Here is a 23210-nt window from a genome sequence, read left to right on the forward strand (position 1 = left end):
GGCTTATGATAAGATTTTTTTTGATCCAAAAGCTGAAAACAGCCTATTGGGACGTTATTGTGCAATTCATATACTTTTTATTATTTTTTTTGTTATGTCAAACCACTGTTCAAGCTGCGGATCCTTTGAGACTTATCAATTTTCGAACCATTGGTGATAGTGCTCATACACGTATAATTGCGCTTTTCAATTCAAAACCAGATATTCGTTTGCAGATTTTAGATAGGCCAGCACGTTTGGTTATCAATTTACCTACAATTGACTTTTCAATGCAAAATATGTCTTTAAAGAAACAGAATGCATTATCCGTTATGCTCTCAGATATGCGTTATGCTTTCTCTGACATACAAACTTCACGCATTATTTTGACAAGCCAAACAGCTTTTGTTGTTGAAAAAAGTATCGTAAAAAAATTAGATAATGGTTTATGGCAGTTACTGGTTGATATTCATAAAAGTACGCAAGAAAAATTTGATAAGATATTAAAGAGCCAGCAAAGGAGCAATTTTGATACAAAACTACCGTTGATTCCGGCGCAAAATTTTCGCGTTGTTCTTGATCCAGGTCATGGCGGTATTGATGGTGGTGCACGGGGGGTTACTGGAATTTTAGAAAAAGATGTAACTTTAGATTTTGCGCGTGCATTGCGAGAAGAATTACAAAAATATCCGCATATTAGCGTTATTTTAACGCGTGATTCTAATGTCTTTTTAAGATTAAGCGAAAGAGTAAAAAAAGCGCAAGAGTTTGGTGCTGATCTTTTTATATCTATTCACGCAGATACAATTGATGTTCATTCCCTTCGTGGAGCCACAGTGTATACCATATCAGATAAAGCCTCTGATGCCATTGCTAAATCTTTAGCTGAAAGTGAAAATAAAGTTGATTTGCTTGATGGTTTGCCTGCAGATGAAACGCTTGAAGTTACAGATATCTTGCTGGATCTTACACGACGTGAAACGCATACATTTTCGGTTAATTTTGCAAATAGTGTTATTTCAAGTTTATCAAAGAGTCATATCAACTTAATCAATAATCCTCATCGCTATGCTAATTTTCAAGTTTTAAGAGCTTCAGATATTCCCTCTGTCTTGATAGAGATCGGGTATCTATCCAATAAAGAGGATGAAAAATTATTAAACGATCCTCATTGGAGAAAACAGATGGCTCTCTCAATTGCTCATTCTATTCGTCAATTCGCTGAATATAGACAGAAAATGCTACAGCCTCTTTAAATTTTTAAGAAAATAGAGTAATTAATATGGGATTTTAATTTACCCTAGTATAAATATAAAGATAGAAAACAAATTTTCTTTTTTCAATCTTGTGTGCGTGATATCCACGTGGTGTGATTGAAGTTACATATTTTTTCTTTGATCAATTCTTAAGAAAGCGACAGCCGTTTTTATGATGATTTTTTTTAAATATCTTCCTCGTTTTTTCGTTGCTACTGGACTTTATAGCGCAATAACATGGGGTGTTATGACCAGTGGTCAAGCAAATGCACTTCCTGATTATGAAGTTCTTTCACTTTATGAGCCACCGGTAATGACTCGTGTCCATGCTTCTGATGGCCGTCTTATGGCAGAGTTTGCAACAAAACATCGCCTCTATTTACCGATTCAATCAATCCCAAAGCTTGTTAAAGATGCTTTTATTTCGGCTGAAGATAAAAATTTTTATCATCATTTTGGTTTAGATCCCGAAGGACTTTCTCGCGCTTTGATCAATAATATTCGTAATATTGGTTCTGGAAGACGTCCTGAAGGCGCATCAACTATAACGCAGCAAGTCGCTAAAAACTTCCTTTTAAGTTCAGAAACAACGTTAGAGCGTAAATTTAAGGAAGCTATTTTAGCAATGCGTATTGAGAAAACTTACTCAAAAGATCATATTCTCGAACTTTATCTCAATGAAATTTATTTGGGGCGTGGTACTTATGGTATAGCAGCTGCCTCTTTGACCTATTTCAATAAATCCGTCAATGATCTGACGTTAGAACAATGTGCTTATTTGGCTGCACTTCCAAAAGGACCAGCAAATTATGATCCATTTAAGAATACACAGCGTGCTATTGATCGGCGCAATTGGGTTATAGATCGGATGGTTGCAAATAGTTATATAACCCGTGAACAAGGTGAAAAAGCAAAAGCTAAACCTTTGGGAGCGAGAATACGTGGAAGTGATAGCTATGTTTTTGCAGCTGATTATTTTACTGAAGAAGTACGTCGCCGTTTAATGCATCGCTATGGGGCTAAAACACTTTATGAAGGTGGGCTGTCCATCCGTACAACGCTTGATCCTAATTTACAAATAATTGCTCGGCGGGCTTTGCAAAATGGATTAATTAAATTTGATCATGCACACGGATGGCGTGGAGCTTATGCGCATATTGATAAGAAAGATGATGATTGGGGGGCTGAGCTTGCAAATATCACAGGATTAAGTGATGTTCCTGAATGGCGTTTAGCGGTTGTTCTTTCTGCAAATCCCAATAAAATAGAGATTGGTTTACAACCGCAGCGCGAAGCTTCTGGTATGCTCTCAAAAAAACGAGAAATTGCTGTTTTATCTGAAGCTAATTCAAAATGGGCACTCCATGTTGTGAAAGAAAATGGTTATCGAAGAACTGTTCAGAGCTTGTCTCATGTTCTGCAAGTTGGGGATGTCATTTTTGTTGAAAAGCTACCCAATACAAATAACACTTATCGTTTACAACAAATTCCTAAGGTTGAAGGTGCGATTGTTGCTATGGAGCCGCACACAGGGCGCGTTCTTGCAATGGTGGGAGGTTTTTCTTTTGCAGCATCTGAATTTAATCGTGCAACACAAGCTTATCGTCAGGCTGGTTCTGCATTTAAGCCCATTGTGTATTCAGCAGCACTTGATAATGGGTATACACCAGCATCGGTTATTTTAGATGGTCCCATCGAAGTTCGCCAATATAATGGTGAGGTTTGGCAACCTAAAAATTATGGTGGTACTTTTGCAGGACCTTCAACGTTGCGTTATGGTATTGAGCATTCTCGTAATCTTATGACAGTAAGGCTTGCCAATGATATGGGAATGCCTCTTGTCGCTGAATATGCAGAGCGTTTTGGCGTGGTCGATAAATTACAACCTTATCTTCCCATGGCCCTAGGAGCCGCTGAAACAACAGTTTTACGAATGGTTACAGCTTATTCTGTCATAGCTAATGGAGGACGCTCTATTAAACCTTCTTTGATAGACCGAATTCAAGATCGTTATGGGAAGACAATTTATCGTCATGATGATCGTATTTGCGAAAATTGTAATGCGAATTCATGGAATAATCAAAGGGAACCCACTTTAATTGATGAGAGAGATCAAGTTCTTGATCCTATGACAGCTTATCAGATTACATCGATGATGGAAGGGGTTGTTCAGCGTGGTACTGCAGCGCGTTTACGTTATCTCAATAGGCATATTGCTGCTAAAACAGGAACAACCAATGATTCCAAAGATGTTTGGTTTATGGGATTTACCCCTGACCTCGTCGTTGGCGTTTTTGTTGGCTACGATCAACCAGCATCGTTGGGATACAACGGGACGGGAAGTTCATTGGCAGCACCTATTTTTGGTGAATTTATGGAAGATGCTTTTAAAGGAAAACCGGATGTTCCCTTTAAGATGCCGAAGGGTATGATTTTAATGCCAATTAATCGAAAAACAGGAATGCTTGCGGAAAGAGGAGATCACGATGTCATTATAGAAGCATTTAAACCAGGAACTGGTCCTGCTGATATATATCAAGTCATTGGGGGGACGGATTCTTTTCAAGAAGGTGTTCCAGCAATAACCACTTCTCCACAAGTTAATAAAGCCCTTGAAAGTGGAACAGGGGGGCTGTATTAACCAACGAAATCTCCTTTTCTATGAGTCTTGGTTTTTATCTGTTTTTTTAATAGTGTTGGCCCTGTAAATAGAAAGATGGATCCGTTCCATTTTTTTGATAAAAGCTATTGAATTTGTGTAAAATGTTAAGAACATACCAGAAAGAGTGTAAAAAAATACGGTGTTAAATTATGCGAGCAGAAATAGAAACATTAGTTGATGAAATCCGACAAGCAATTCAGTTGCTAAGGGGGCATCTTTAACTGGGATCAATCATTAAAGCGTCTCGAATATCTTAATCAAAAAGCAGAAGATCCTAAACTTTGGGATGATGCACAACAAGCACAAGATATGATGCGTGAGCGTCAGCGTCTTGATGATTCAATCTGTGCTCTTTTATCATTTACAAAAACACTTGAAGAATGCATTGAGCTCATTGCGATGGGGGAAGAAGAAAGTGATATTGAAATTATCGCTGAGGCGGAAAATTCAATACGTAATCTTAAAAGTGAGATCGATAAAAGGCAAATTGATGTGCTTCTTTCAGGAGAGGCAGACCCTAATGATACCTATTTAGAAGTTCATGCAGGGGCGGGTGGAACAGAAAGCCAAGATTGGGCTTCTATGTTGTTGCGTATGTATATGCGCTGGGCTGAATACCATGAAATGAAGGTTGAAGTTTTAGAAATTCATGATGGAGAAGAGGCAGGAATAAAGTCAGCGACGATTCTGGTAAAAGGGCATAATGCTTATGGATTGTTAAAAACAGAATCAGGCGTTCATCGCTTAGTACGAATTTCTCCATTTGATTCGAATGCAAAGCGCCATACCTCTTTTGCAAGCATTTGGGTTTATCCAGTTATTGATGATGATATTGAAGTTGATGTTTCAGAAGCAGATGTACGTATTGATACCTATCGTGCATCGGGAGCAGGAGGACAACATGTTAATACGACAGATTCTGCCGTTCGTATCACACATATGAAAACGGGTATTGTAGTTCAATGTCAAACGGAGCGTTCTCAGCATAAAAATCGCGCCACAGCTTGGTCAATGCTCCGTGCTCGCCTTTATGAAGAGGAACTCAAAAAAAGAGAAGAAGAAACCAATGCTGTTGAATCTTCTAAAACAGAAATTGGATGGGGACATCAAATTAGATCTTATGTTATTCAACCTTATCAACTTGTAAAAGACTTGCGTACAGGGATTGAAAGTACTGATCCACAATCTGTCCTTAATGGGAACTTAGATTCATTTATAGAGGCTGCACTTTCTCAACGTATTTATGGAAAAGACAAAGAAATTGAAGATATTCACTAATGATATATCCCTCCTTCAAGCTGTGTAGATTTATTTCTTAAATTGCTTGTTTTATTAATGCTGTGATATATAGATAACTCTTGCTAGGTGTAGGATTCAAAGAGGTGTTTTTTTGTTCCTTTTTTCAAAGTCTTTTCTCACAAGTCAATTCTTCTTATGACAGGAACACGTGAATTTTTTGATTCATTTAAGATAAGAAAAATCTGAAAGGAGAGAATTTACGATATCATGAGGATTAATTTAAAGAATAAATAACCAGCTAATCTTATAAATTAACATATTATAAAAATTGAATTCTTTGGAAAAATAAAATCAATTGAGGAGGAACGCCATTGCTTTTAAATATCGTATACTCCTAGCTCATATGTCATTATGACGATAGTAAAAGCTTTGCTGCTGCTAAAACATTTTCAGCGTGTCCAGATACGCTCACTTTGCGCCATTCTTCTATGATTTTTCCATTTGCATTAATTAAAAAAGTGCTTCGTTCGACACCCATATATTTGCGTCCATACATACTTTTCTCTACCCAAACACCATAAGCTTCAAGGGTTGTTTTTTCTTCATCAGAAGCCAAAATGACATCAAGCCCATGTTTTACTTTAAATTTATCGTGTTTTTTTACATTATCTGGAGAGATGCCAATAACAGCAACACCGATTTCATCAAATTTCGTTTTTAATTTTGTAAAATCAAGAGCCTCGCTTGTGCATCCACTCGTGTCATCTTTGGGATAAAAATATAAGACAACAGGCTTGTCCCTAAAGTCAGAAAGACAAACCATCTCTCCTCCATCACGTGGCAAGTTAAAATCAGGAGCAAGAGTTCCTTTCATTGATTTTATCATGTTCTATCTTTCTTTTTGAGTTAAAAGATCAATTAGCAGCATGACAGAGAAGGAATAAAGTTTCAACTCTTTAGAAGAAAATTATTTCAAAGTTTTTTTGCTATCATATAGAAATTATTCTTTCATAAAAATTAAATAAAAAATGAATAAAGGAGGTACAAGAAACATCACTCTCATGGAATAAAAATCTATAGAATGAATAAAACATCAATAGATCATAGAGATTTGATCAATACATGCTTTTTCTTACCAAAAGAAAGTTTAATAATTCCTTCTGCTGTGACATCTTTTTCAATAACAAGGTATGTTTCATCCTTTATGACTTGATCATTAACACGTATCCCTCCACCTTGAATATGACGGCGTGCCTCACTGTTTGATTTTGCAAGTCCTGCTTTTACTAAAAGAGAGAGTAATCCAGCACCCGTTTTTAATTCTATTGTGTTCATTTCAACTGTTGGAAGATTTTCTCCAAGTGTTTTTTCTTCAAACGTTTTGCGGGCAGTTTCTGCGGCTGCTTCGGCAAGAGTCCGCCCATGCAACATTGCGGTAATTTCTGTTGCAAGAATTTTTTTTGCTTCGTTAATTTCAGTCCCTTGTAAGAGAGAAAGTTTGAGAATCTCATCCATGGGTAATGTGGTATAGAGCTTTAAAAATCGTGTTACATCAGCGTCTTCTGTATTGCGCCAATATTGCCAAAATTGATAAGGCGAAAGCATATCAGCATTAAGCCACACAGCACCATTCAATGATTTACCCATTTTGGCACCGGAAGAGGTCGTCAGCAATGGTGATGTTAATGCATATAATTGTGGTGTTCCTAAACGATGCCCTAATTCGATTCCGTTAATAATGTTGCCCCATTGATCAGAGCCCCCCATTTGCATACGCAGGCCGTAACGTTTATAAAGTTCAACAAAGTCATAAGCTTGCAGAATCATATAATTAAACTCTAAGAAGGACAAAGAGTGTTCACGCTCAAGTCTGAGTTTAACAGAATCAAATGACAACATACGGTTGACAGAAAAATGTTTTCCTACATCACGCAAAAATTCTAAGTAGTTTAAATTGCACAACCATTCAGCATTATTCACAATACAAGCATCGGTTTCTCGATCACCGAATGTCAAATAGTTAGCAAATACCTTTTTAATACCATCAATATTAGCTGCAATATCATCTTGTGTTAGAAGCCGTCGTGCTTCATCTTTAAAGGAAGGATCACCGATCAATCCTGTCCCTCCGCCCATCAAAGCAATGGGGCGATGTCCCGTTTTTTGTAGCCAATAAAGCATCATAATCTGAAGAAGACTTCCAGCATGTAAGCTTGATGCTGTTGGATCAAATCCAGTATAAGCACTTACAGTTTCTTTTGAAAAAAGATTATCTAAGCCTTTTTCATCCGAAATTTGGTGGATAAAACCACGCTCACTCATAATATGTAAAAAATCAGATTTAAAGGCAAACACAGAGTTAATTTCCTAATTTAAGAGAGCAATCATTTTATATAATAGATGATTATATAATGGATCATTCATGCTTTATCTACCATAAATGACATATATCACAAGAGAACCAGAAATATTCGTAATGAAGATAATAATACGGGTATCATTCCCTTTTTACGCTTAAAAAGATAATTTAACAAAAACCAGTAAATAAAAAAAGACACTTTTTTATCTTCGTTTCTATCCTAAAATAAAACTTAGAAAAATCGCAAATACAGTCTAAAAAAATAACATTGTTATGATCAGGGATGGTTTTTGCTGACTTTTTATAAATCTGTTGTATTTTCCTAAGTAAGTGAAAGTATTTCAGGAGGAGGAGCGAGAAATTCATTGGTGATATGATTATCCAAATAGTGGGCACATCGTTCAATAAGTTCTTCATGGCATCCACTAAAAAAGTGATTAGCTCCTTCTAGTATTTCTTGTGTAATGATAATACCTTTTTGTGTTTTTAATTTATCAACAAGCATTTGAACGTCTTTTGGGGGGGCAACTTTATCGATACCACCATGAATGATAAGCCCAGAGGAGGGACAAGGTGCAAGAAATGAAAAGTCATAAACATTAGGCTGAGGGGCAACAGATATAAAACCCTCAATTTCCGGTCGGCGCATTAAAAGTTGCATGCCAATCCATGCTCCAAATGAATATCCTGCTACCCAGCAATTTTTAGAGTCTGGATGTTGTGTTTGCACCCAATCGAGAGCTGCTGCAGCATCTGAAAGTTCTCCTATTCCATAATCAAACTCCCCCTGACTGCGACCAATACCACGAAAGTTAAAACGTAAAGTTGTAAAGCCACGTTGTTGGAACATATAAAAGAGATCGTAGACAATTTTATGATTCATCGTTCCACCAAATTGAGGATGAGGATGCAAAATGATTGCAATGGGTGCATTTTTTTGTTGGGAAGGTTGATAACGTCCTTCGAGCCGACCCGCGGGACCGTTAAAAATAATTTCTGGCATAAAATGCTCCTTAAATGCTATAAAAGGCTCTCATTGACCTTGGTCGACTTTTACCATAGAATCCTAAATAATCATTAGATATTCTTTTTTAAGTGCACTTTTCAAGAAAATTGCGTTATTTTTTTTAATCAATTATAAGATTAATGATTGCGATGTAAAATGGTTATAAAACGCCGATATTTTGATCATAACGCAACAACACCACTCAAGAAAATAGCGCGGATAGCGTTACTGGAATCTTTAGAGACATTTGGTAATCCATCATCCGTTCATAGGGAAGGGCGTGCTGCTAAAACTTTATTGCAAAAGGCACGTCGACAAATCGCTGAAAATCTTAAAACAGATCCAGATAACGTTGTCTTTACCTCTGGTGCGAGTGAAGCAGCAATGACTTTGTTAACACCTTTTTACACGATGGGGAATGCAAAGGTTCAATTTTCTCATCTTTACCGAGGAGCAACTGAACACCCTTCTGTTGCAGAGGGAGGGCGTTTTTCTAGAGAATTGATAAGTGTCATTGCTGTTGATCAAGATGGGCTTATTCAACAAGATAAATTAGCATCACTCTTAAGGGCTCACGATAAAACAAAAGGTTTACCTCTTGTTGCTATTCAAGCAGCAAATAGTGAAACGGGTGTTATTCAACCGTTAAAAGAAATAGCGCCTATTGTTCGTGATTTAGGTGGTACTCTTATTGTTGATTTATCACAATATATCGATAAAAATCTTGTTGATATTCATCAGCTAGGAGGAGACTTTTTTATACTCTCTGCACATAAAGTTGGTGGTCCTAAAGGCGTTGGTGCTTTTGTTTCATGTGGCAATCTCCTCATGCCACATCCTCTTATTACTGGAGGAGGACAAGAAAAGGGCTTACGGGGAGGAACAGAAGCATTGCCTCTTATTGCTGCTTTTGGAGCAGCGATGACTGATCGTCTCACGCAGGAAGAGATAAAACAGTTACTATATTTACGTAATAAATTAGAAGATGGGCTTCAAAAAATAAGCCAAAATGTTGAAATTTTTGGCAAAAGAGTTCAACGTTTGCCGAATACAACTTACTTTACCGTGAAAAATATAAAAGCTGAAACCATGCAAATTGTTTTTGACTTAGAAGGTTTTTCAGTATCATCTGGTTCTGCTTGTTCTTCGGGAAAAGTAAAACAAAGTAAAGTTTTGGAAGCAATGGGGTATCATGTTCCAAATGGTGCCATTCGCATTTCGCTGGGACGTGACACAACCTCTAAAGATATTGATGATTTTCTATTATTTTTTTCTCAAATGATAAGCAAGAAAAAGGGATAAAATTAGAATTATTTTAAATAATAAAATAACTTTGATTGAAATTTTAGCACTTTGCCTATAGCCTAGGAAATGACTTACTTAATTTTAATCTTGTAAAACAAGACTTTTAGTTACCGGTTTTTGATGCCAAAAGATGGAGAAGATTTATGCCGGCAGTAGAAGAAACGATACGCCAAGTCCGTGAAATAGATGTTGACCAATATAAATATGGCTTTGAAACGAAAATTAAAACGGATAAAGCACCGAAAGGTTTGAATGAAGATATTATTAAATTTATTTCTGCTAAAAAAAATGAGCCTGAATGGATGCTAACATGGCGCTTACAAGCTTACCGCCGTTGGTTGACAATGCAAGAGCCTCATTGGGCACGTCTTGAATATCCTAAAATTAATTTTCAGGAGCTTTATTATTATGCTGCTCCTAAAAATCATACAGGACCAAAATCTTTAGACGAAGTGGATCCTGAGTTATTAGCAACATACGAAAAACTTGGCATTCCTCTTAAAGAACAAGAAATTTTAGCTGGGGTAAGAAAACAGTCTGATCCCTCTACATTTGATGACAGTGTGTCTATATCAGGGCAAGTGGCTGTTGATGCGGTCTTTGATTCTGTTTCGGTTGTGACAACATTTAAAAAAGAACTGGCACGTGCTGGTGTAATTTTTTGTTCTATTTCAGAGGCTATTATTGAACATCCTGAGCTTATTAAAGAATATTTGGGAACAGTTGTACCGGTGGGGGATAATTATTATGCGGCCTTAAATGCAGCTGTCTTTACAGATGGTTCATTTGTTTATATTCCTAAAGGAGTTCGTTGCCCTATGGAGCTTTCAACTTACTTTAGAATTAATGAACGCAATACAGGGCAATTTGAGCGAACATTGATTATTGCTGCTGAAGATTCCTATGTTTCTTATCTTGAAGGGTGTACAGCTCCCCAACGTGATGAAAATCAACTTCATGCTGCTGTCGTTGAGCTTGTTGCCCTTGAGAATGCAGAGATTAAATATTCTACAGTACAAAATTGGTACCCTGGCGATAAAGATGGAAAGGGTGGTATTTATAATTTTGTAACGAAGCGTGGAGATTGTCGAGGGCATAACTCTAAAATTTCATGGACACAAGTGGAGACTGGTTCTGCGATTACTTGGAAATATCCATCCTGTTTACTGCGTGGAGATAACGCGCGTGGAGAATTTTATTCTATTGCCGTTGCAAACGGTCATCAACAAATTGATTCCGGTACAAAAATGATTCATTTAGGAAAAAATACCTCCAGTCGTATTATTTCCAAAGGTATTTCTGCTGGTTTTTCAAATAACACTTATCGAGGACAAGTCACAGCTCATCGAAAAGCACAAAATGCGCGTAACTTTACACAATGTGATAGTTTGTTAATTGGGAATGATTGTGGGGCCCATACAGTGCCTTATATTGAAGCAAAAAACGCAACAGCTCAATTTGAACATGAAGCCACCACATCAAAAATTTCTGATGACCAACTTTTTTATGTTATGCAGAGAGGAATTCCCGAAGAAGAGGCAATTGCATTAATTGTCAATGGTTTTGTAAAAGAAGTTATTCAAAAACTTCCCATGGAGTTTGCTGTCGAGGCTCAAAAGCTTATTGGTATTAGCCTTGAGGGGAGTGTTGGATAATTCTATTTAATGAGATAAATTGAAGAAGAGCTGTAATAGTAGACAATAATGTAAAAAAATAACTTCTATGGTGATTACAAAAGGAGATGGGTGCTAAGAAAAAATAGTATGCATTAGTATCTGAAAAAAGCAGCCAGAACAGGATTAAATGATGTTAGAGATAAAAAATTTACGTGCCCGTATTGCTGGGACCGATACAGAAGTTATTCGTGGTTTAAACTTGACGGTTCAAGATGGAGAAGTTGCCGCGATCATGGGACAAAATGGTGCCGGAAAATCAACTTTATCTTATTTGCTTGCTGGTCGTGATGATTATGAAGTAATAGAAGGCGATATTCTCTATAATGGACAATCAATTTTAGAAATGGATCCAGCAGAACGTGCTGCATATGGTATTTTTCTTGCATTTCAATATCCAATGGAAATACCAGGGGTAGCAACGATGGAATTTTTAAAAGTCGCGATGAATTCTCAACGCAAAGCGCGAGGTGATGAAGAGCTTAAAATTCCTGAATTTATAAAATATGTTAAGGAGGTTTCAGCTAAGCTTGAAATAGATATGGACATGCTAAAACGTCCATTAAATGTAGGTTTTTCAGGGGGAGAAAAAAAACGTGCTGAAATTTTACAAATGGCACTTCTTGAACCTAAACTTTGCATTTTAGATGAAACGGATTCTGGTTTAGATATTGATGCATTAAAAATTGTTGCAGATGGTGTTAATAAACTTCGGGATTCAAAACGTTCATTTTTAGTGATTACCCATTATCAACGGCTGCTTAATTATATTATTCCAGATACGGTACATGTTCTCTATAAAGGACGAATTATTAAAAGCGGAGATAAATCCCTAGCGCTTTATTTAGAGCAAAATGGGTATGCTGATCTTATCAGGGAGGCAGTTTGAAGGTATTATGAAGGTACAACAAAACTTGTTAGCGGTTGAAGAAAATATACTTAGTAATTTTAATCAGTATATCAATGAGCTACCGGGTAGTAAAGCCGTGTGTGCAATCCGCAAGAAAGCTATTGATCAGTTTCTAACGACACGTCTTCCTTCTCGTAAAATCGAAAATTGGCACTATACCAATCTGCGCACATTACTGAAGTCTGTGAGCAATTTTTCAAAAGATCAAGACAATCAATCGGTTGATACATTACTTTCAGAAAGCGCTGTTTTTTCCATGAACAATGGAAAAGTAGCAACGCGGTCAAAGATAGACAAAATTACAGTAAAACGCCTTTCAGATGCATTAGAAGATAATTCTGTATTGATAGGTCAAAACATTTCTGATGAGGACTTCATTGGGCAATTAAATACAGCTTTCGTTACAGATGGTTGGCTTTTTCACATTCCTGAAAATACAAAGTTAAATAGATGCATTGAATTACAAAATATACAAATGGGAGGACAATCTCATACTTTTTCAGACATAAAAGTTGATAAAAATAGTCAAGTTATATTTGTTGAACATCAGGTTGGCAATGATCAAGATGCTTTTGTCAGTTCAATATTTTCATTAAATATTGCCGCCCATAGTGATGTTACTTGGATTCTTATTCGCAATCGTGGTTTTAATTCTACGCAATTTGGTCGATTGCGTGCTGTTCTTGCTCAAGGAGCAAAATTATCACTTTATGTCATTAATATAGGGAGTCAACTTAATCGTCAGGAAGTCGATATTGAGTTACAGGGGGAAAAATCTGATTTTCAATTACGCGTTATAAATTTACTATCAGGACAAACACATAGTGATCTTACAATGACTGTTCGTCACGTGGAAGAAAATTCAACATCAACTGAAATTATACGCAATGTGGTTACAGATAAGGCTGTGGGTGTTTTTCAGGGGATCATACGTGTTGCTCAAAAAGCGCAAAAAACCGATGCACGCATGGCTTGCAATAGCCTTATCCTTTCAGATGATGCAGAATTTAATGCAAAGCCTGAATTGGAGATTTTTGCTGATGATGTTGCCTGCGGCCATGGCGCAACAGTTGCAAATATTAATCATGATTATCTTTTCTATCTTATGGCGCGCGGTATCCCCTTTAAAACGGCTCGTGCTCTTTTGATTAAAGGATTTATTGCCGAGCTTATTGATGACATCAAGCAAGGTGATATCCAGACTGTTTTGGAAAATATCATTGGTCAATGGCTTAAAAAAAATGTTTAAGAGAGAAAAAATGGAAAATGACGTACAAACGCTCAATTATAATGTCGACGAAATTCGACGTGATTTTCCTCTTTTGCATCATCAAGTTTATGGAAAGCGATTAGCATATCTTGATAGTGGTGCTTCTGCACAAAAGCCGCAATCAGTACTCAATGCAATGAATAATTATTATCACCATTGTTATGCTAATGTGCATAGGGGAATATATTTTTTAGCCAATACAGCAACACAATCCTATGAAAATTCTCGTGAAACTGTTCGTGTTTTTCTAAATGCTCAAAAAGCTGAAGAAATTGTTTTTACGAAAAATGCAACAGAAGCGATTAATACGGTTGCTTATGGTTGGGCTATGCCCAAACTCAAGGAAGGTGATGAAATTGTTCTAACAATCATGGAACATCATGCAAATATTATTCCTTGGCATTTTCTGCGTGAACAAAAAGGGGTGAAGCTTATTTTTGTTCCCGTTGATGAAAATGGTGTTCTGCATATTGAGGATTTTCAAAAGGCTTTAAGTGAAAAAACGCGGCTTGTCGCTATAACGCATATGTCTAATATATTAGGGACTGTGCCTCCTGTTAAAGAGATGATTAAACAAGCACATCAAAACTCTATTCCTGTTCTTGTTGATGGTTCTCAAGGAGCAATACATTTAACCGTTGATGTACAAGATCTCGATTGTGATTGGTATGTCTTTACAGGACATAAGCTTTATGGTCCCACTGGTGTTGGCGTTCTTTATGGTAAGGAACACCGGTTAGAGGAAATGCATCCTTTTCAAGGGGGAGGTGAAATGATTGAAGAGGTAACAACCGATAAGGTTCTTTATAATGCTCCTCCTTATCGTTTTGAAGCAGGTACACCTCCTATCGTTGAAGCTATTGGATTAGCTGCGGCCATTGACTATATACAAGAGAGAGGTCTCAGTACAATTCATGCCCATGAAATGTCTCTTTCAGCTTATGCGCATGAAAAGCTTAAAACAATTGAATCATTGCGTATTTATGGTCATTCTCCCAATAAAGGAGCGATTATATCATTTACAATTGAAGGTATTCACGCTCATGATATCGCTATGTTTATTGATAGAAAAGGGGTTGCAATACGTGCAGGAACTCATTGTGCACAGCCTTTATTACAGCGGTTTGGTTTAACATCTATTTGTCGTGCATCGTTGGCTATGTATAATACTCAAGAAGATATAGATCAATTGGTCAAAGCATTAAAAGAAACAAGGACATTTTTTAATGGGTGAGTTAATAGAAGAGCGTCATTCTACAGAATCTGCTGAAACTGTAAGCGAAAATAAAAAATCTTACATATCAACAATTCCCGCAGAAGAAATTGATCGTATGACGAATGATATTATTGCTGCTCTTAAAACAGTTTATGATCCAGAGATTCCTGCTGATATTTATGAGCTAGGACTGATTTACCGTATTGATATTGAAGATGATCGTTCAGTAAAAATTGAAATGACTCTTACAGCGCCAGGCTGTCCTGTTGCTGGTGAAATGCCAGGGTGGGTGGAAAATGCTGTCAGTGCTGTTGAAGGGGTTTCGCATGTTGAAGTCACTATGACTTTTGATCCACCGTGGACGCCTGAGTGTATGTCAGAAGAAGCGCAAATTGCTGTCGGATGGTACTAAAAGTATTGTTAAGAGACTCTAATTTAGCCATTCATGAATAAGCTGTTTACTTTTCACAAGCGTTTAAATTTAAGGACGATCGCATGAGTTATAATAAACAAAAATTAGAACTTAACTGGATTGGAAAAGAAAAACGCCCAAAACTAGAGCCTCGTATCTTATTAGAAGATCTTGAAAAATCTTATCACGCTTCGCATCAAATATCATCCCAAGATATTTTTGATAATAAACTTATTTTTGGTGACAATTTGCTCGCACTCAAAGCGCTTGAACAAGAATATATGGGGAAGGTAAAATGTATCTATATCGATCCGCCTTATAATACAGGCAATGCCTTTGAACATTATGAAGATGGTTTAGAGCATTCCATATGGCTCAGCCTTATGAGAGATAGGCTAGAATTGTTACATCATTTACTGGCAGATGATGGTGCGCTTTTTATGCAGTTGGATGACAATGAAATACATTATGCTAAAATACTGTGTGATGAGTTATTTGGACGTAATAATTTTGTTGCTAATCTCATATGGCATAAAAAAAGAGGAAAGGATAATTCTTCTCGTTATTTTAGCACAACCCACGATCATATCTTAGTTTATGCAAAAAACTTTTCAAAATTTTATATTAATCGAATTGAATTAGATGATGTAACAAAAAAAGCATATGTAAATCCAGATAATGATTCAAGAGGTGCATATCGTATTCTTGGGTTGTGGGCTAGACAGCAAGGCGGATCTGAATATGAATACACCACCAAAACAGGGAAGTTTTTTTCTAAACGCCTTTGGCTTGTTAATCTAGAAAGTATGCAGCAGTTAGATAAAGAGGATCGCCTTCTTATTAAAGGAAATAATTTATACCGTAAATTTTTTCTTTCAGAAAATAAAGGAAGTATTCCAGAAACTATCTGGATAGGTCTCTCCAATAATGCAAATGCTAAAGATGAATTAAAAAAAATATTTATTAATCATGAAGTAGAGTTATTTAATACGCCGAAACCTGAACATCTTCTTCAAAGAATTATTAAGATATCTACAAATCCCGGTGATCTTGTACTAGATTCCTTTGCTGGTTCTGGCACGACCGGTGCTGTTGCCCATAAAATGGGACGCAAGTGGATTATGATTGAACTTGGTGAACATTGTCATACCCATATTATCCCTCGTTTAAAACAAGTGATTGATGGAACTGATCAAGGGGGAATTTCCAAAAGTGTTAATTGGCAAGGTGGCGGTGGATTTCGCTATTATCGCCTTGCACCTTCTCTGTTACAAAAAGATCCATGGGGACAATGGATTATTAGTCGCGAATATAATGCTGCGATGCTTTCAGAAGCAATGTGCAAGCATATGGGATTTACCTACGCACCTGATGAAAATCATTATTGGATGCAAGGGTATTCAACTGAAACAGATTATATTTATGTCACAACAAGCGCTATGACCCATGAACAACTCCGTATAATGAGTGAAGAGGTAGGCTCTCATCGCACGTTGCTGATTTGTGGCACAGCCTTTGATACAAAATCAGCATCCTTTGAAAATCTTACACTCACTAAAATCCCCCGTGCAGTATTAGAAAAATGCGAATGGGGAAGGGATGATTACAGTTTAAATGTGTCCAATCTTGAACCAGTGATTGTAGTAAAAGAAAACAACAAAAATAAAGATATTGCGCAAGCAGAATTAGATCTATTTGAATAATATATAAAAAGCGGAGTTTTTCATGAACACTGTTGAAAAAAGAATTTCTTCTCGCTTATCGTTACGGGATCCTCAACGTGAATCTTTAAATATTTTGGTAAAAATCTTAGAAAATATAGAACTTTCTAAAAATGCTGATTTGGTTGCAGAGTTGAAAGTGATAAAAAATCTTTATCCTTCTGTACAAGATTTTGAACGAAACTTTCCCTCTTTTTGTTTTGCCTTAGCAACGGGTGTTGGGAAAACGCGACTTATGGGTGCTTTTATCAGCTATCTTTATTTAACAGGTCGCAGTCGCCATTTTTTTGTTTTAGCGCCAAATTTGACTATTTATGAAAAGTTAAAACAGGATTTTAGTCCCCAAAGTTCGAAGTATGTTTTCAATGGAATGAGTGAATTTATTGCCAATAGACCCGTTATTATTACAGGTGAAGATTATGAAAGTGGTAAAGGTATTCGTGCTGATGAACACCATTATCACGGACAAAAGCGTTTGTTTGAAAATAGGGATACAGCCTTTATCAATATTTTTAATATTTCTAAAATTAATACAACGGATAATAAAAAAGGTGCACTAAAGTCTAGTGTTCCGCGTATTAAACGCTTACAAGAAACGATTGGCGAAAGTTATTTTGATTATCTCGCAAATCTTCCTGATTTAGTTTTGTTAATGGATGAAGCACATCGTTATCGTGCTTCTGCTGGTGCATCGGCAATTAATGAGTTAAAACCTATATTAGGAATAGAGCTTACAGCAACACCAAAAACAATAGGGGCAAAACCTGTAAATTTTAAAAATGTTGTTTATCATTATTCACTTGCAGAGGCTATGAGGGATGGTTTTGTAAAAGAACCTGCGGTTGCTACACGTAAAGACTTTCAAGCTCAAAATTATACATCTGAGCAATTAGAATATATTAAATTACAAGATGCGATTCATGCCCATGAAAATGTAAAAGCAGATTTAATTACCTATGCCAAGGATTATAACAAAAAATTCGTTAAGCCTTTTATTTTAGTTGTTGCTCAAGATACAAATCATGCACAGAAATTGCGTGACTTTTTGGAATCAGAAGATTTTTTTTCAGGGGCTTATAAGGGAAAAGTCGCAGAGATTCATACAAAACAGTCGAATATAGAAGAAGATCAAAATATTCAAAAGCTTATTGCGATTGAGGATCCTCATGAACCAACAGAAATTGTTATTCACGTTAATAAATTAAAGGAGGGGTGGGATGTTAGCAATCTCTATACGATTGTACCGTTGCGTGCATCTGCGTCAGAAATTTTAACAGAACAAACTATTGGGCGTGGATTGCGTTTGCCTTATGGATATAGGACAGGTGTAGAAGCTATTGATCGTTTAACAATTATTGCGCATGATCGTTTTCAAGATATTATTGATCGTGCAAACGATCCAAACTCCATTATAAAAAAACATATTGAGATTGGAACAGGGGGGGATATACCCCCTGAAAAGACAGATATAGTGACAGTTCCAAGTCAAGCAGAAGCTTTATTGATGCAAACAGTGGTAACGCGTCATTCTGATATAAATGGAGCATCTGATTTACAAAATATCATGTTACGGAATACAAATTTCCCTATATTAACGCCCGAAGAGCAAGAAATTGCTGCTATCACGTGGAATATTATCAAAGAGAATAATAATTTACCAAGTTCTCAAATGCTTTTTTCTGCGCCGATACAAGAAAAAATAAGCAATAGAATTATGAGCACCATGCCACTAGCACAGCAGTCTCTTGTGTCAAAAGTCGTTACAATTATGACAAAACAATTATCAGAATTGATCATAGATATTCCCAATATTGTACTTATTCCTTCGCGTGAGGTTACTTATGGTTTTTCTGATTTTGATTTGAAAAATCTAGAAAGCTTAAATTTGCAACCTGTTAGTAAAGAGCTTTTAATTCGAGAATTGCGGACACATAAAAGCATTTTTCTCACTTCTAAGAATGAATATGTTAAAGAGCCTCATCTTGAAAATTATATCATTCGTGATTTAATTGATAATGACTTTATCGATTATGATAGCCATACGCTGTTATTACGAAAATTGGCTGGTCAGATGGTTGAGCATTTCCGATCTTATTTACCCAATGATACGGCCGTTGAGAATGTATTAATTCATTATCAGCATAAACTTAATAATTTTATTGTTGCACAATTAAGAGAACATCAATGGGAGACACAAAAAGATTATGACGTTAAAGTGACACGAGGTTTTACAACTTTAACACCTATCCATTATGTATTGCCACAAGGGACATCTCCTGTTGATTTTAGGAATATTCCAGCCATTAAAAGCAATATTAAAAAACTTGTATTCAGCGGCTTTAGAAAATGCTGTTACCCTTTGCAAAAGTTTGATTCAGTAGAAGGGGAATTACGATTTGCTCAGATATTAGAGGATGATGCCCAAGTATTGAAATGGATGAAACCCGCACGAGGTTTTTTCAAGATCGAATATGATAAAGGATCAACTTACGAACCAGACTTTGTGGTGGAAACGAGGAATGCTAAATATCTTTGTGAGCCTAAAAAAGCCTCTGAAATACAAAATGCTATTGTTTTGAAAAAAAGAAAAGCAGCAGTTCAATGGTGTCGTCATGCAACGCATTATTCTGTCACGCATGACGGAAAACCATGGTATTATGTTCTTATTCCGCATGACTCTATTAAGGCAAACAGCAGTTTTGAAGGTTTGTGTGCAGAGTTCACTATCTCATAAGTTTTTTTATTTATGAATGATAAGTTGAATTAAGTATCTGAATCCTATTTTCACTTCTTATGCTATTGCTTTTTAAACACTATAAAATTCTTAAATCAAAAAATTATTCATTCTTTCTGAACTTCATTTGATAACTTAATAGATACAAATAAAATATTTTAAAAAACTGAACTATTTATTACTCTTTCTCTTGTAAAATTGAAGCGCAATGAAATAAAATATAACAGCAGATTTTAATTTTTTAAAGAAAAATCCGACAAAAAAATTTACAGCTCGAGAAATTGCACAATGGATATTTGAAAATTATCCGGAAAAATGCCGCCAAAAACAAAAGCGTTCAACGGCAACAATCACTCCTCTTAAGAATGATACAGCACTTATTCAGCAAATTGTCGCTGAAATAGGATCTAAGCGTCCACACTTACAAAAGCTTTATCCAGAAATTAAAACCACTGAAGGACGTCCACGGCAGTATTATTTCACCCAATCAACAGATAGTGCTGAAATTGATGAAAGAGAGAGCATTACGACGTCTAAGACAGATGATAGCGTTAAAGAACATGATTTTTATCCATTGTTATCTAAATTTTTATGGTCAGAGCTTGAAGTTTATAGCAAACGGATTAACGAAAAACATTCTCGTAATAAACACGGCTCTGGTGGGAATAAATGGCTTTATCAAGATCTCATAGGAATACAGGATTTAAGTAAAGAATGGAATCGTGAAATCAAAGATTGCATTTTGCAATATTTTGATAAAAAAACGAAGCTTTGGTCTTTTGAAGTTAAAATTCTCATTAATCGTTCAAATTTACGAAAAGCATTTTTTCAAACAGTAAGCAATTCTTCATGGGCAAATTTTAGTTATTTAGTTGCGAGTGAAGTTGAAGGTGTTGATACATTAAAAGAGCTTCGGATGCTTTCAAGCTTGCATGGAATTGGATTTATAAGACTTGACAAGGAAAATGCTTCCGAGAGTGAGATCATAATTCCAGCTAAAGAACGGAGAGATATTGATTGGGATATTGCTAATAGATTAGTGGAGGAAAATAAAGACTTTCTTCATTATATTAAGCTCATTCGTCAATTTTATCAAACCGGTGAGATGCATCCATCCGATTGGGATCATATGGGGCCATGAAGGTTATTTTAAAAAGATTCTATTGTTTAAAAGTTCTTTTTCAGAGTGATAAAAAATTACTATCACTGTTTTATTTGAATGATTATATTGATTTATAATGATAATTAGTCTCACTTAACTTAAATGAGAGATTAGAATATTGTAACACTCAATCATTTCAAACCATCTTATATCGATATTTAAATCGAAACTTTTGCATACGCATCAAGTGGGAATGAATAAACTCTGTTTAAAACCTGTTCCATTTTGCGCGTAGGGTATTTCATTAGATATTAGACTTAATGATTATAATTTATTACAAATTTTCTATTATAGAGAATTATAATTCAACTTTTTTGCTTTATTTACATCAAGCATTGAAATATATGTTCTCTTATATTGAAATTTTCTCACGAAGAATTTTGTTAGTCGTGATTGCTGTTCCTCTTGATTATATTTAAGTCTTTATCATCTATATTAAGCATTTAAAGAGAAATATGAACTTTATAAAATATTGTCAAAGGTTATTTTAATCTCTTGAAGTGGGCTTAAAAAATAAATTTCTATTATATTTTATGATAAGGGGAGTGTATACAATACCACTTACAACAATGTTCTCTTATTTATTCAATAACGCCGCACGCCAGGCGCGCACCACCTCCACCAAGCGGTAACGGTTTATCTGATTGATTATCACCCCCTAAATGAATCATTAATGAGCGCCCTGTAATTTCAGAGATTTTTTTCAATCGTGGAGCAAGAACGCTCATCGTAGCATATCCTTGTTTATCAACATAAAGTGCTGGTAAATCACCAAGATGACCATCGACATTATAAGGTCCCAAATGTCTTTCGGTATGTTGAGGATCATAATGTCCTCCTGCGCTCCCACCAATTATGCCATCTTTTGTATTACATGAATGATTTTCATGTACATGAAAACCATGCAGCCCTTCTGGTAAAGTCGATAAATTAGGGATGAAAACCAAACCGTATGTGTTTTCTTCAATTTTAATGCTACCAATAGCCTTTTTTGAATTATTATCTTCTAGTTTATAAATATTCACTGTTGCTGATAGCGCTAATGCAAAGTTTTTATGTATTAGAAATGCCATAACAACGAATAATAAGAATAATATTTTTTTCATAAAATACCTTTATAATTACTTTAAATAAATTATTTATAAAATAATCTTAATTAAAATATTTTATTATTAGTATATATTATTAATATATAAAAATATTATAAATTTAATTTAAGAAAAATAAAATATACATAAATACTAACTCTTATAAATAATAGATTAAAGTATATTTTTGAACATAACTTCTGTTTTTTTTCTATAAAAATCTAGCTTTTACAGATGGATAATTATATCTCGCTTACCTTTCTTCAAGGGATGCTTAAAAAAATATTTTTTTTGAGATATATTAAGAAATTAATCAAGTTATTTTAATAAGTTAGCTAATAATATAATGATCATTTCAGTTAAAAGCAGAGCATATAATTTGTTGATGTTTTAATGTTCTGTTCATAGAAAAATGATAATAGCTTTCTATTCATTGTGAAATTTATAAGAGAAGAAAGTACTATGATTAATATAAATTTCCCATAAAATACAGCATATGCCAACACCGCCCCCCATTCCGGATCCTATCAGTGCTCCTATTATTGTTCCGGTAGAAAGTGCTACTTCTATACCCATTGCGATAAGTGGACCAAATCCCGGAAGAGCAATATAACCATAAATAGCAAGAGTTGCTGCGATTGCTCCTGATATGCTACCATTTAAACCGCCAATGAAAGCAAATTCTTTAATAGAATGATAGCACTTTTTGAAAAAAAAATTCTTACAACGATGAATAGAAACGTTACTGTAAGTTTTAAACTCAATCATATTTTTTTCTTTCATTTTGAATGCTAACTGTTCCTGAATAGTCAACGGACACGAAAAAATGAGACTTTTTAAATTTTACTAAAGCACGCCAGATACCTTTGTCATCTAAACGCAATCGTTTAATGTTCTCAAAACCATTTTGCATAAGACAATTTTTAATTTGTGAAGCAGTAAATGAATTTTGACCTATTTTAGTGACATTTTGACTAGAGCTATAGGTAAAGGCTTGACAATAAGGAAGATGAAAAATTTCACTGATTGAAGTAGTGACGATCGATAAAACATATACAATCATCATAAAAAAAATACTTAACTTTAAAATATTAGTTAGTTTCATCTTGTCACTCTCTGTTGAAACAACACTTTATTAACTGTTGTATTGCTAACTTAGTTCCAAAGATGGTTTTATTTTTAATATTATAATTAATAAAAAATTTGAAAATTTATTGC

At 35.4% G+C, this 23210-nt stretch carries 18 protein-coding genes; 12 read left to right on the forward strand and 6 right to left on the reverse strand.

All coding sequences use genetic code 11. The features are described 5' to 3' along the window. Positions 1-5 precede the first annotated feature (5 nt). From PVV65_RS01420 to prfB, 3 genes are all read left to right on the forward strand, one after another. Positions 6-1235, forward strand: coding sequence for an N-acetylmuramoyl-L-alanine amidase (locus tag PVV65_RS01420; RefSeq protein ID WP_273788925.1), 1230 nt, complete (start codon positions 6-8; stop codon positions 1233-1235). 172 nt (positions 1236-1407) lie between these two features. Continuing rightward, entirely contained in the window at positions 1408-3876 is a 2469-nt protein-coding gene (locus tag PVV65_RS01425) for a penicillin-binding protein 1A (RefSeq protein ID WP_273788926.1), read from the forward strand. Between the two features lie 170 nt (positions 3877-4046). Further along, positions 4047-5175 (forward strand): peptide chain release factor 2 gene (prfB, locus tag PVV65_RS01430; protein ID WP_273788927.1). Its coding sequence is split into 2 segments (ribosomal slippage): positions 4047-4115 and positions 4117-5175, totalling 1128 coding nucleotides; the frame shifts between segments, so codons are not numbered across the junction. 370 nt (positions 5176-5545) lie between these two features. Here the strand turns inward: prfB and PVV65_RS01435 are convergent. From PVV65_RS01435 to PVV65_RS01445, 3 genes are all read right to left on the reverse strand, one after another. Further along, positions 5546-6022, reverse strand: coding sequence for a peroxiredoxin (locus PVV65_RS01435; protein WP_273788928.1), 477 nt, complete (start codon positions 6020-6022; stop codon positions 5546-5548). Positions 6023-6237: 215 nt separating this feature from the next. Next, the gene (tyrS, locus tag PVV65_RS01440; protein ID WP_273788929.1) at positions 6238-7491 is read right to left on the reverse strand and encodes a tyrosine--tRNA ligase; all 1254 of its coding nucleotides are present in this window, start codon (positions 7489-7491) and stop codon (positions 6238-6240) included. Between the two features lie 326 nt (positions 7492-7817). After that, positions 7818-8498, reverse strand: a complete 681-nt coding sequence (locus PVV65_RS01445) for an alpha/beta hydrolase (protein ID WP_139413204.1) — start codon at positions 8496-8498, stop codon at positions 7818-7820. A gap of 159 nt (positions 8499-8657) precedes the next feature. On the opposite strand from PVV65_RS01445, the gene PVV65_RS01450 reads away from it, so the two are divergent. From PVV65_RS01450 to PVV65_RS01490, 9 genes are all read left to right on the forward strand, one after another. Further along, complete coding sequence (locus PVV65_RS01450) at positions 8658-9803, forward strand: cysteine desulfurase family protein (protein ID WP_273754191.1); 1146 nt, start codon at positions 8658-8660, stop codon at positions 9801-9803. A gap of 146 nt (positions 9804-9949) precedes the next feature. Beyond that, a complete protein-coding gene (gene sufB, locus PVV65_RS01455; protein WP_273754190.1) occupies positions 9950-11461 on the forward strand; it encodes a Fe-S cluster assembly protein SufB in 1512 nt (503 codons plus the stop codon). A gap of 151 nt (positions 11462-11612) precedes the next feature. Next, positions 11613-12368, forward strand: a complete 756-nt coding sequence (sufC, locus tag PVV65_RS01460; RefSeq protein ID WP_273788988.1) for a Fe-S cluster assembly ATPase SufC — start codon at positions 11613-11615, stop codon at positions 12366-12368. A gap of 7 nt (positions 12369-12375) precedes the next feature. Next, positions 12376-13638: a Fe-S cluster assembly protein SufD gene (sufD, locus tag PVV65_RS01465; RefSeq protein WP_273788989.1), complete on the forward strand. Its 1263-nt coding sequence runs from the start codon at positions 12376-12378 to the stop codon at positions 13636-13638. Between the two features lie 10 nt (positions 13639-13648). Next, positions 13649-14893 (forward strand): cysteine desulfurase, encoded by a 1245-nt coding sequence (locus PVV65_RS01470; protein ID WP_273788930.1) that lies wholly within the window; start codon positions 13649-13651, stop codon positions 14891-14893. Further along, positions 14886-15287 carry an SUF system Fe-S cluster assembly protein gene (locus PVV65_RS01475; protein WP_120122310.1) on the forward strand — a complete coding sequence of 134 codons (402 nt, stop codon included), beginning with the start codon at positions 14886-14888 and terminating at the stop codon, positions 15285-15287. The genes PVV65_RS01470 and PVV65_RS01475 overlap by 8 nt, the downstream gene beginning before the upstream one ends. Positions 15288-15370: 83 nt before the next feature. Beyond that, positions 15371-16990 carry a site-specific DNA-methyltransferase gene (locus PVV65_RS01480; protein WP_273788931.1) on the forward strand — a complete coding sequence of 540 codons (1620 nt, stop codon included), beginning with the start codon at positions 15371-15373 and terminating at the stop codon, positions 16988-16990. Positions 16991-17012: 22 nt separating this feature from the next. Beyond that, the gene (locus PVV65_RS01485) at positions 17013-19742 is read left to right on the forward strand and encodes a DEAD/DEAH box helicase (RefSeq protein WP_273788932.1); all 2730 of its coding nucleotides are present in this window, start codon (positions 17013-17015) and stop codon (positions 19740-19742) included. Between the two features lie 574 nt (positions 19743-20316). Beyond that, complete coding sequence (locus PVV65_RS01490) at positions 20317-20883, forward strand: hypothetical protein (RefSeq protein ID WP_273788933.1); 567 nt, start codon at positions 20317-20319, stop codon at positions 20881-20883. A gap of 602 nt (positions 20884-21485) precedes the next feature. Here the strand turns inward: PVV65_RS01490 and sodC are convergent. The 3 genes from sodC to PVV65_RS01505 form a co-directional block, all read right to left on the reverse strand. Then, positions 21486-22010, reverse strand: a complete 525-nt coding sequence (sodC, locus tag PVV65_RS01495) for a superoxide dismutase [Cu-Zn] SodC (protein ID WP_273788934.1) — start codon at positions 22008-22010, stop codon at positions 21486-21488. Positions 22011-22418: 408 nt separating this feature from the next. Then, entirely contained in the window at positions 22419-22775 is a 357-nt protein-coding gene (locus PVV65_RS01500) for a hypothetical protein (RefSeq protein WP_273788935.1), read from the reverse strand. Beyond that, positions 22753-23097, reverse strand: a complete 345-nt coding sequence (locus tag PVV65_RS01505; RefSeq protein ID WP_273788936.1) for a hypothetical protein — start codon at positions 23095-23097, stop codon at positions 22753-22755. The genes PVV65_RS01500 and PVV65_RS01505 overlap by 23 nt, the downstream gene beginning before the upstream one ends. Positions 23098-23210: the final 113 nt, after the last annotated feature.

This window comes from Bartonella sp. ML70XJBT (genome assembly GCF_028618425.1).
Taxonomy (GTDB): Bacteria; Pseudomonadota; Alphaproteobacteria; order Rhizobiales; family Rhizobiaceae; genus Bartonella.

Bases quoted from the DNA above. Each gene is read 5' to 3' on its own strand.
- sufB (WP_273754190.1), top strand. From the start codon at position 9,950: ATGCCGGCAGTAGAAGAAACGATACGCCAAGTCCGTGAAATAGATGTT.
- PVV65_RS01450 (WP_273754191.1), top strand. From the start codon at position 8,658: ATGGTTATAAAACGCCGATATTTTGATCATAACGCAACAACACCACTC.
- PVV65_RS01445 (WP_139413204.1), bottom strand. From the start codon at position 8,498: ATGCCAGAAATTATTTTTAACGGTCCCGCGGGTCGGCTCGAAGGACGT.
- sufD (WP_273788989.1), top strand. From the start codon at position 12,376: ATGAAGGTACAACAAAACTTGTTAGCGGTTGAAGAAAATATACTTAGT.
- PVV65_RS01480 (WP_273788931.1), top strand. From the start codon at position 15,371: ATGAGTTATAATAAACAAAAATTAGAACTTAACTGGATTGGAAAAGAA.
- sufC (WP_273788988.1), top strand. From the start codon at position 11,613: ATGTTAGAGATAAAAAATTTACGTGCCCGTATTGCTGGGACCGATACA.
- sodC (WP_273788934.1), bottom strand. From the start codon at position 22,010: ATGAAAAAAATATTATTCTTATTATTCGTTGTTATGGCATTTCTAATA.
- PVV65_RS01475 (WP_120122310.1), top strand. From the start codon at position 14,886: ATGGGTGAGTTAATAGAAGAGCGTCATTCTACAGAATCTGCTGAAACT.
- PVV65_RS01485 (WP_273788932.1), top strand. From the start codon at position 17,013: ATGAACACTGTTGAAAAAAGAATTTCTTCTCGCTTATCGTTACGGGAT.
- PVV65_RS01470 (WP_273788930.1), top strand. From the start codon at position 13,649: ATGGAAAATGACGTACAAACGCTCAATTATAATGTCGACGAAATTCGA.
- PVV65_RS01505 (WP_273788936.1), bottom strand. From the start codon at position 23,097: ATGAAACTAACTAATATTTTAAAGTTAAGTATTTTTTTTATGATGATT.
- PVV65_RS01425 (WP_273788926.1), top strand. From the start codon at position 1,408: ATGATGATTTTTTTTAAATATCTTCCTCGTTTTTTCGTTGCTACTGGA.
- PVV65_RS01500 (WP_273788935.1), bottom strand. From the start codon at position 22,775: ATGAAAGAAAAAAATATGATTGAGTTTAAAACTTACAGTAACGTTTCT.
- PVV65_RS01435 (WP_273788928.1), bottom strand. From the start codon at position 6,022: ATGATAAAATCAATGAAAGGAACTCTTGCTCCTGATTTTAACTTGCCA.
- PVV65_RS01420 (WP_273788925.1), top strand. From the start codon at position 6: ATGATAAGATTTTTTTTGATCCAAAAGCTGAAAACAGCCTATTGGGAC.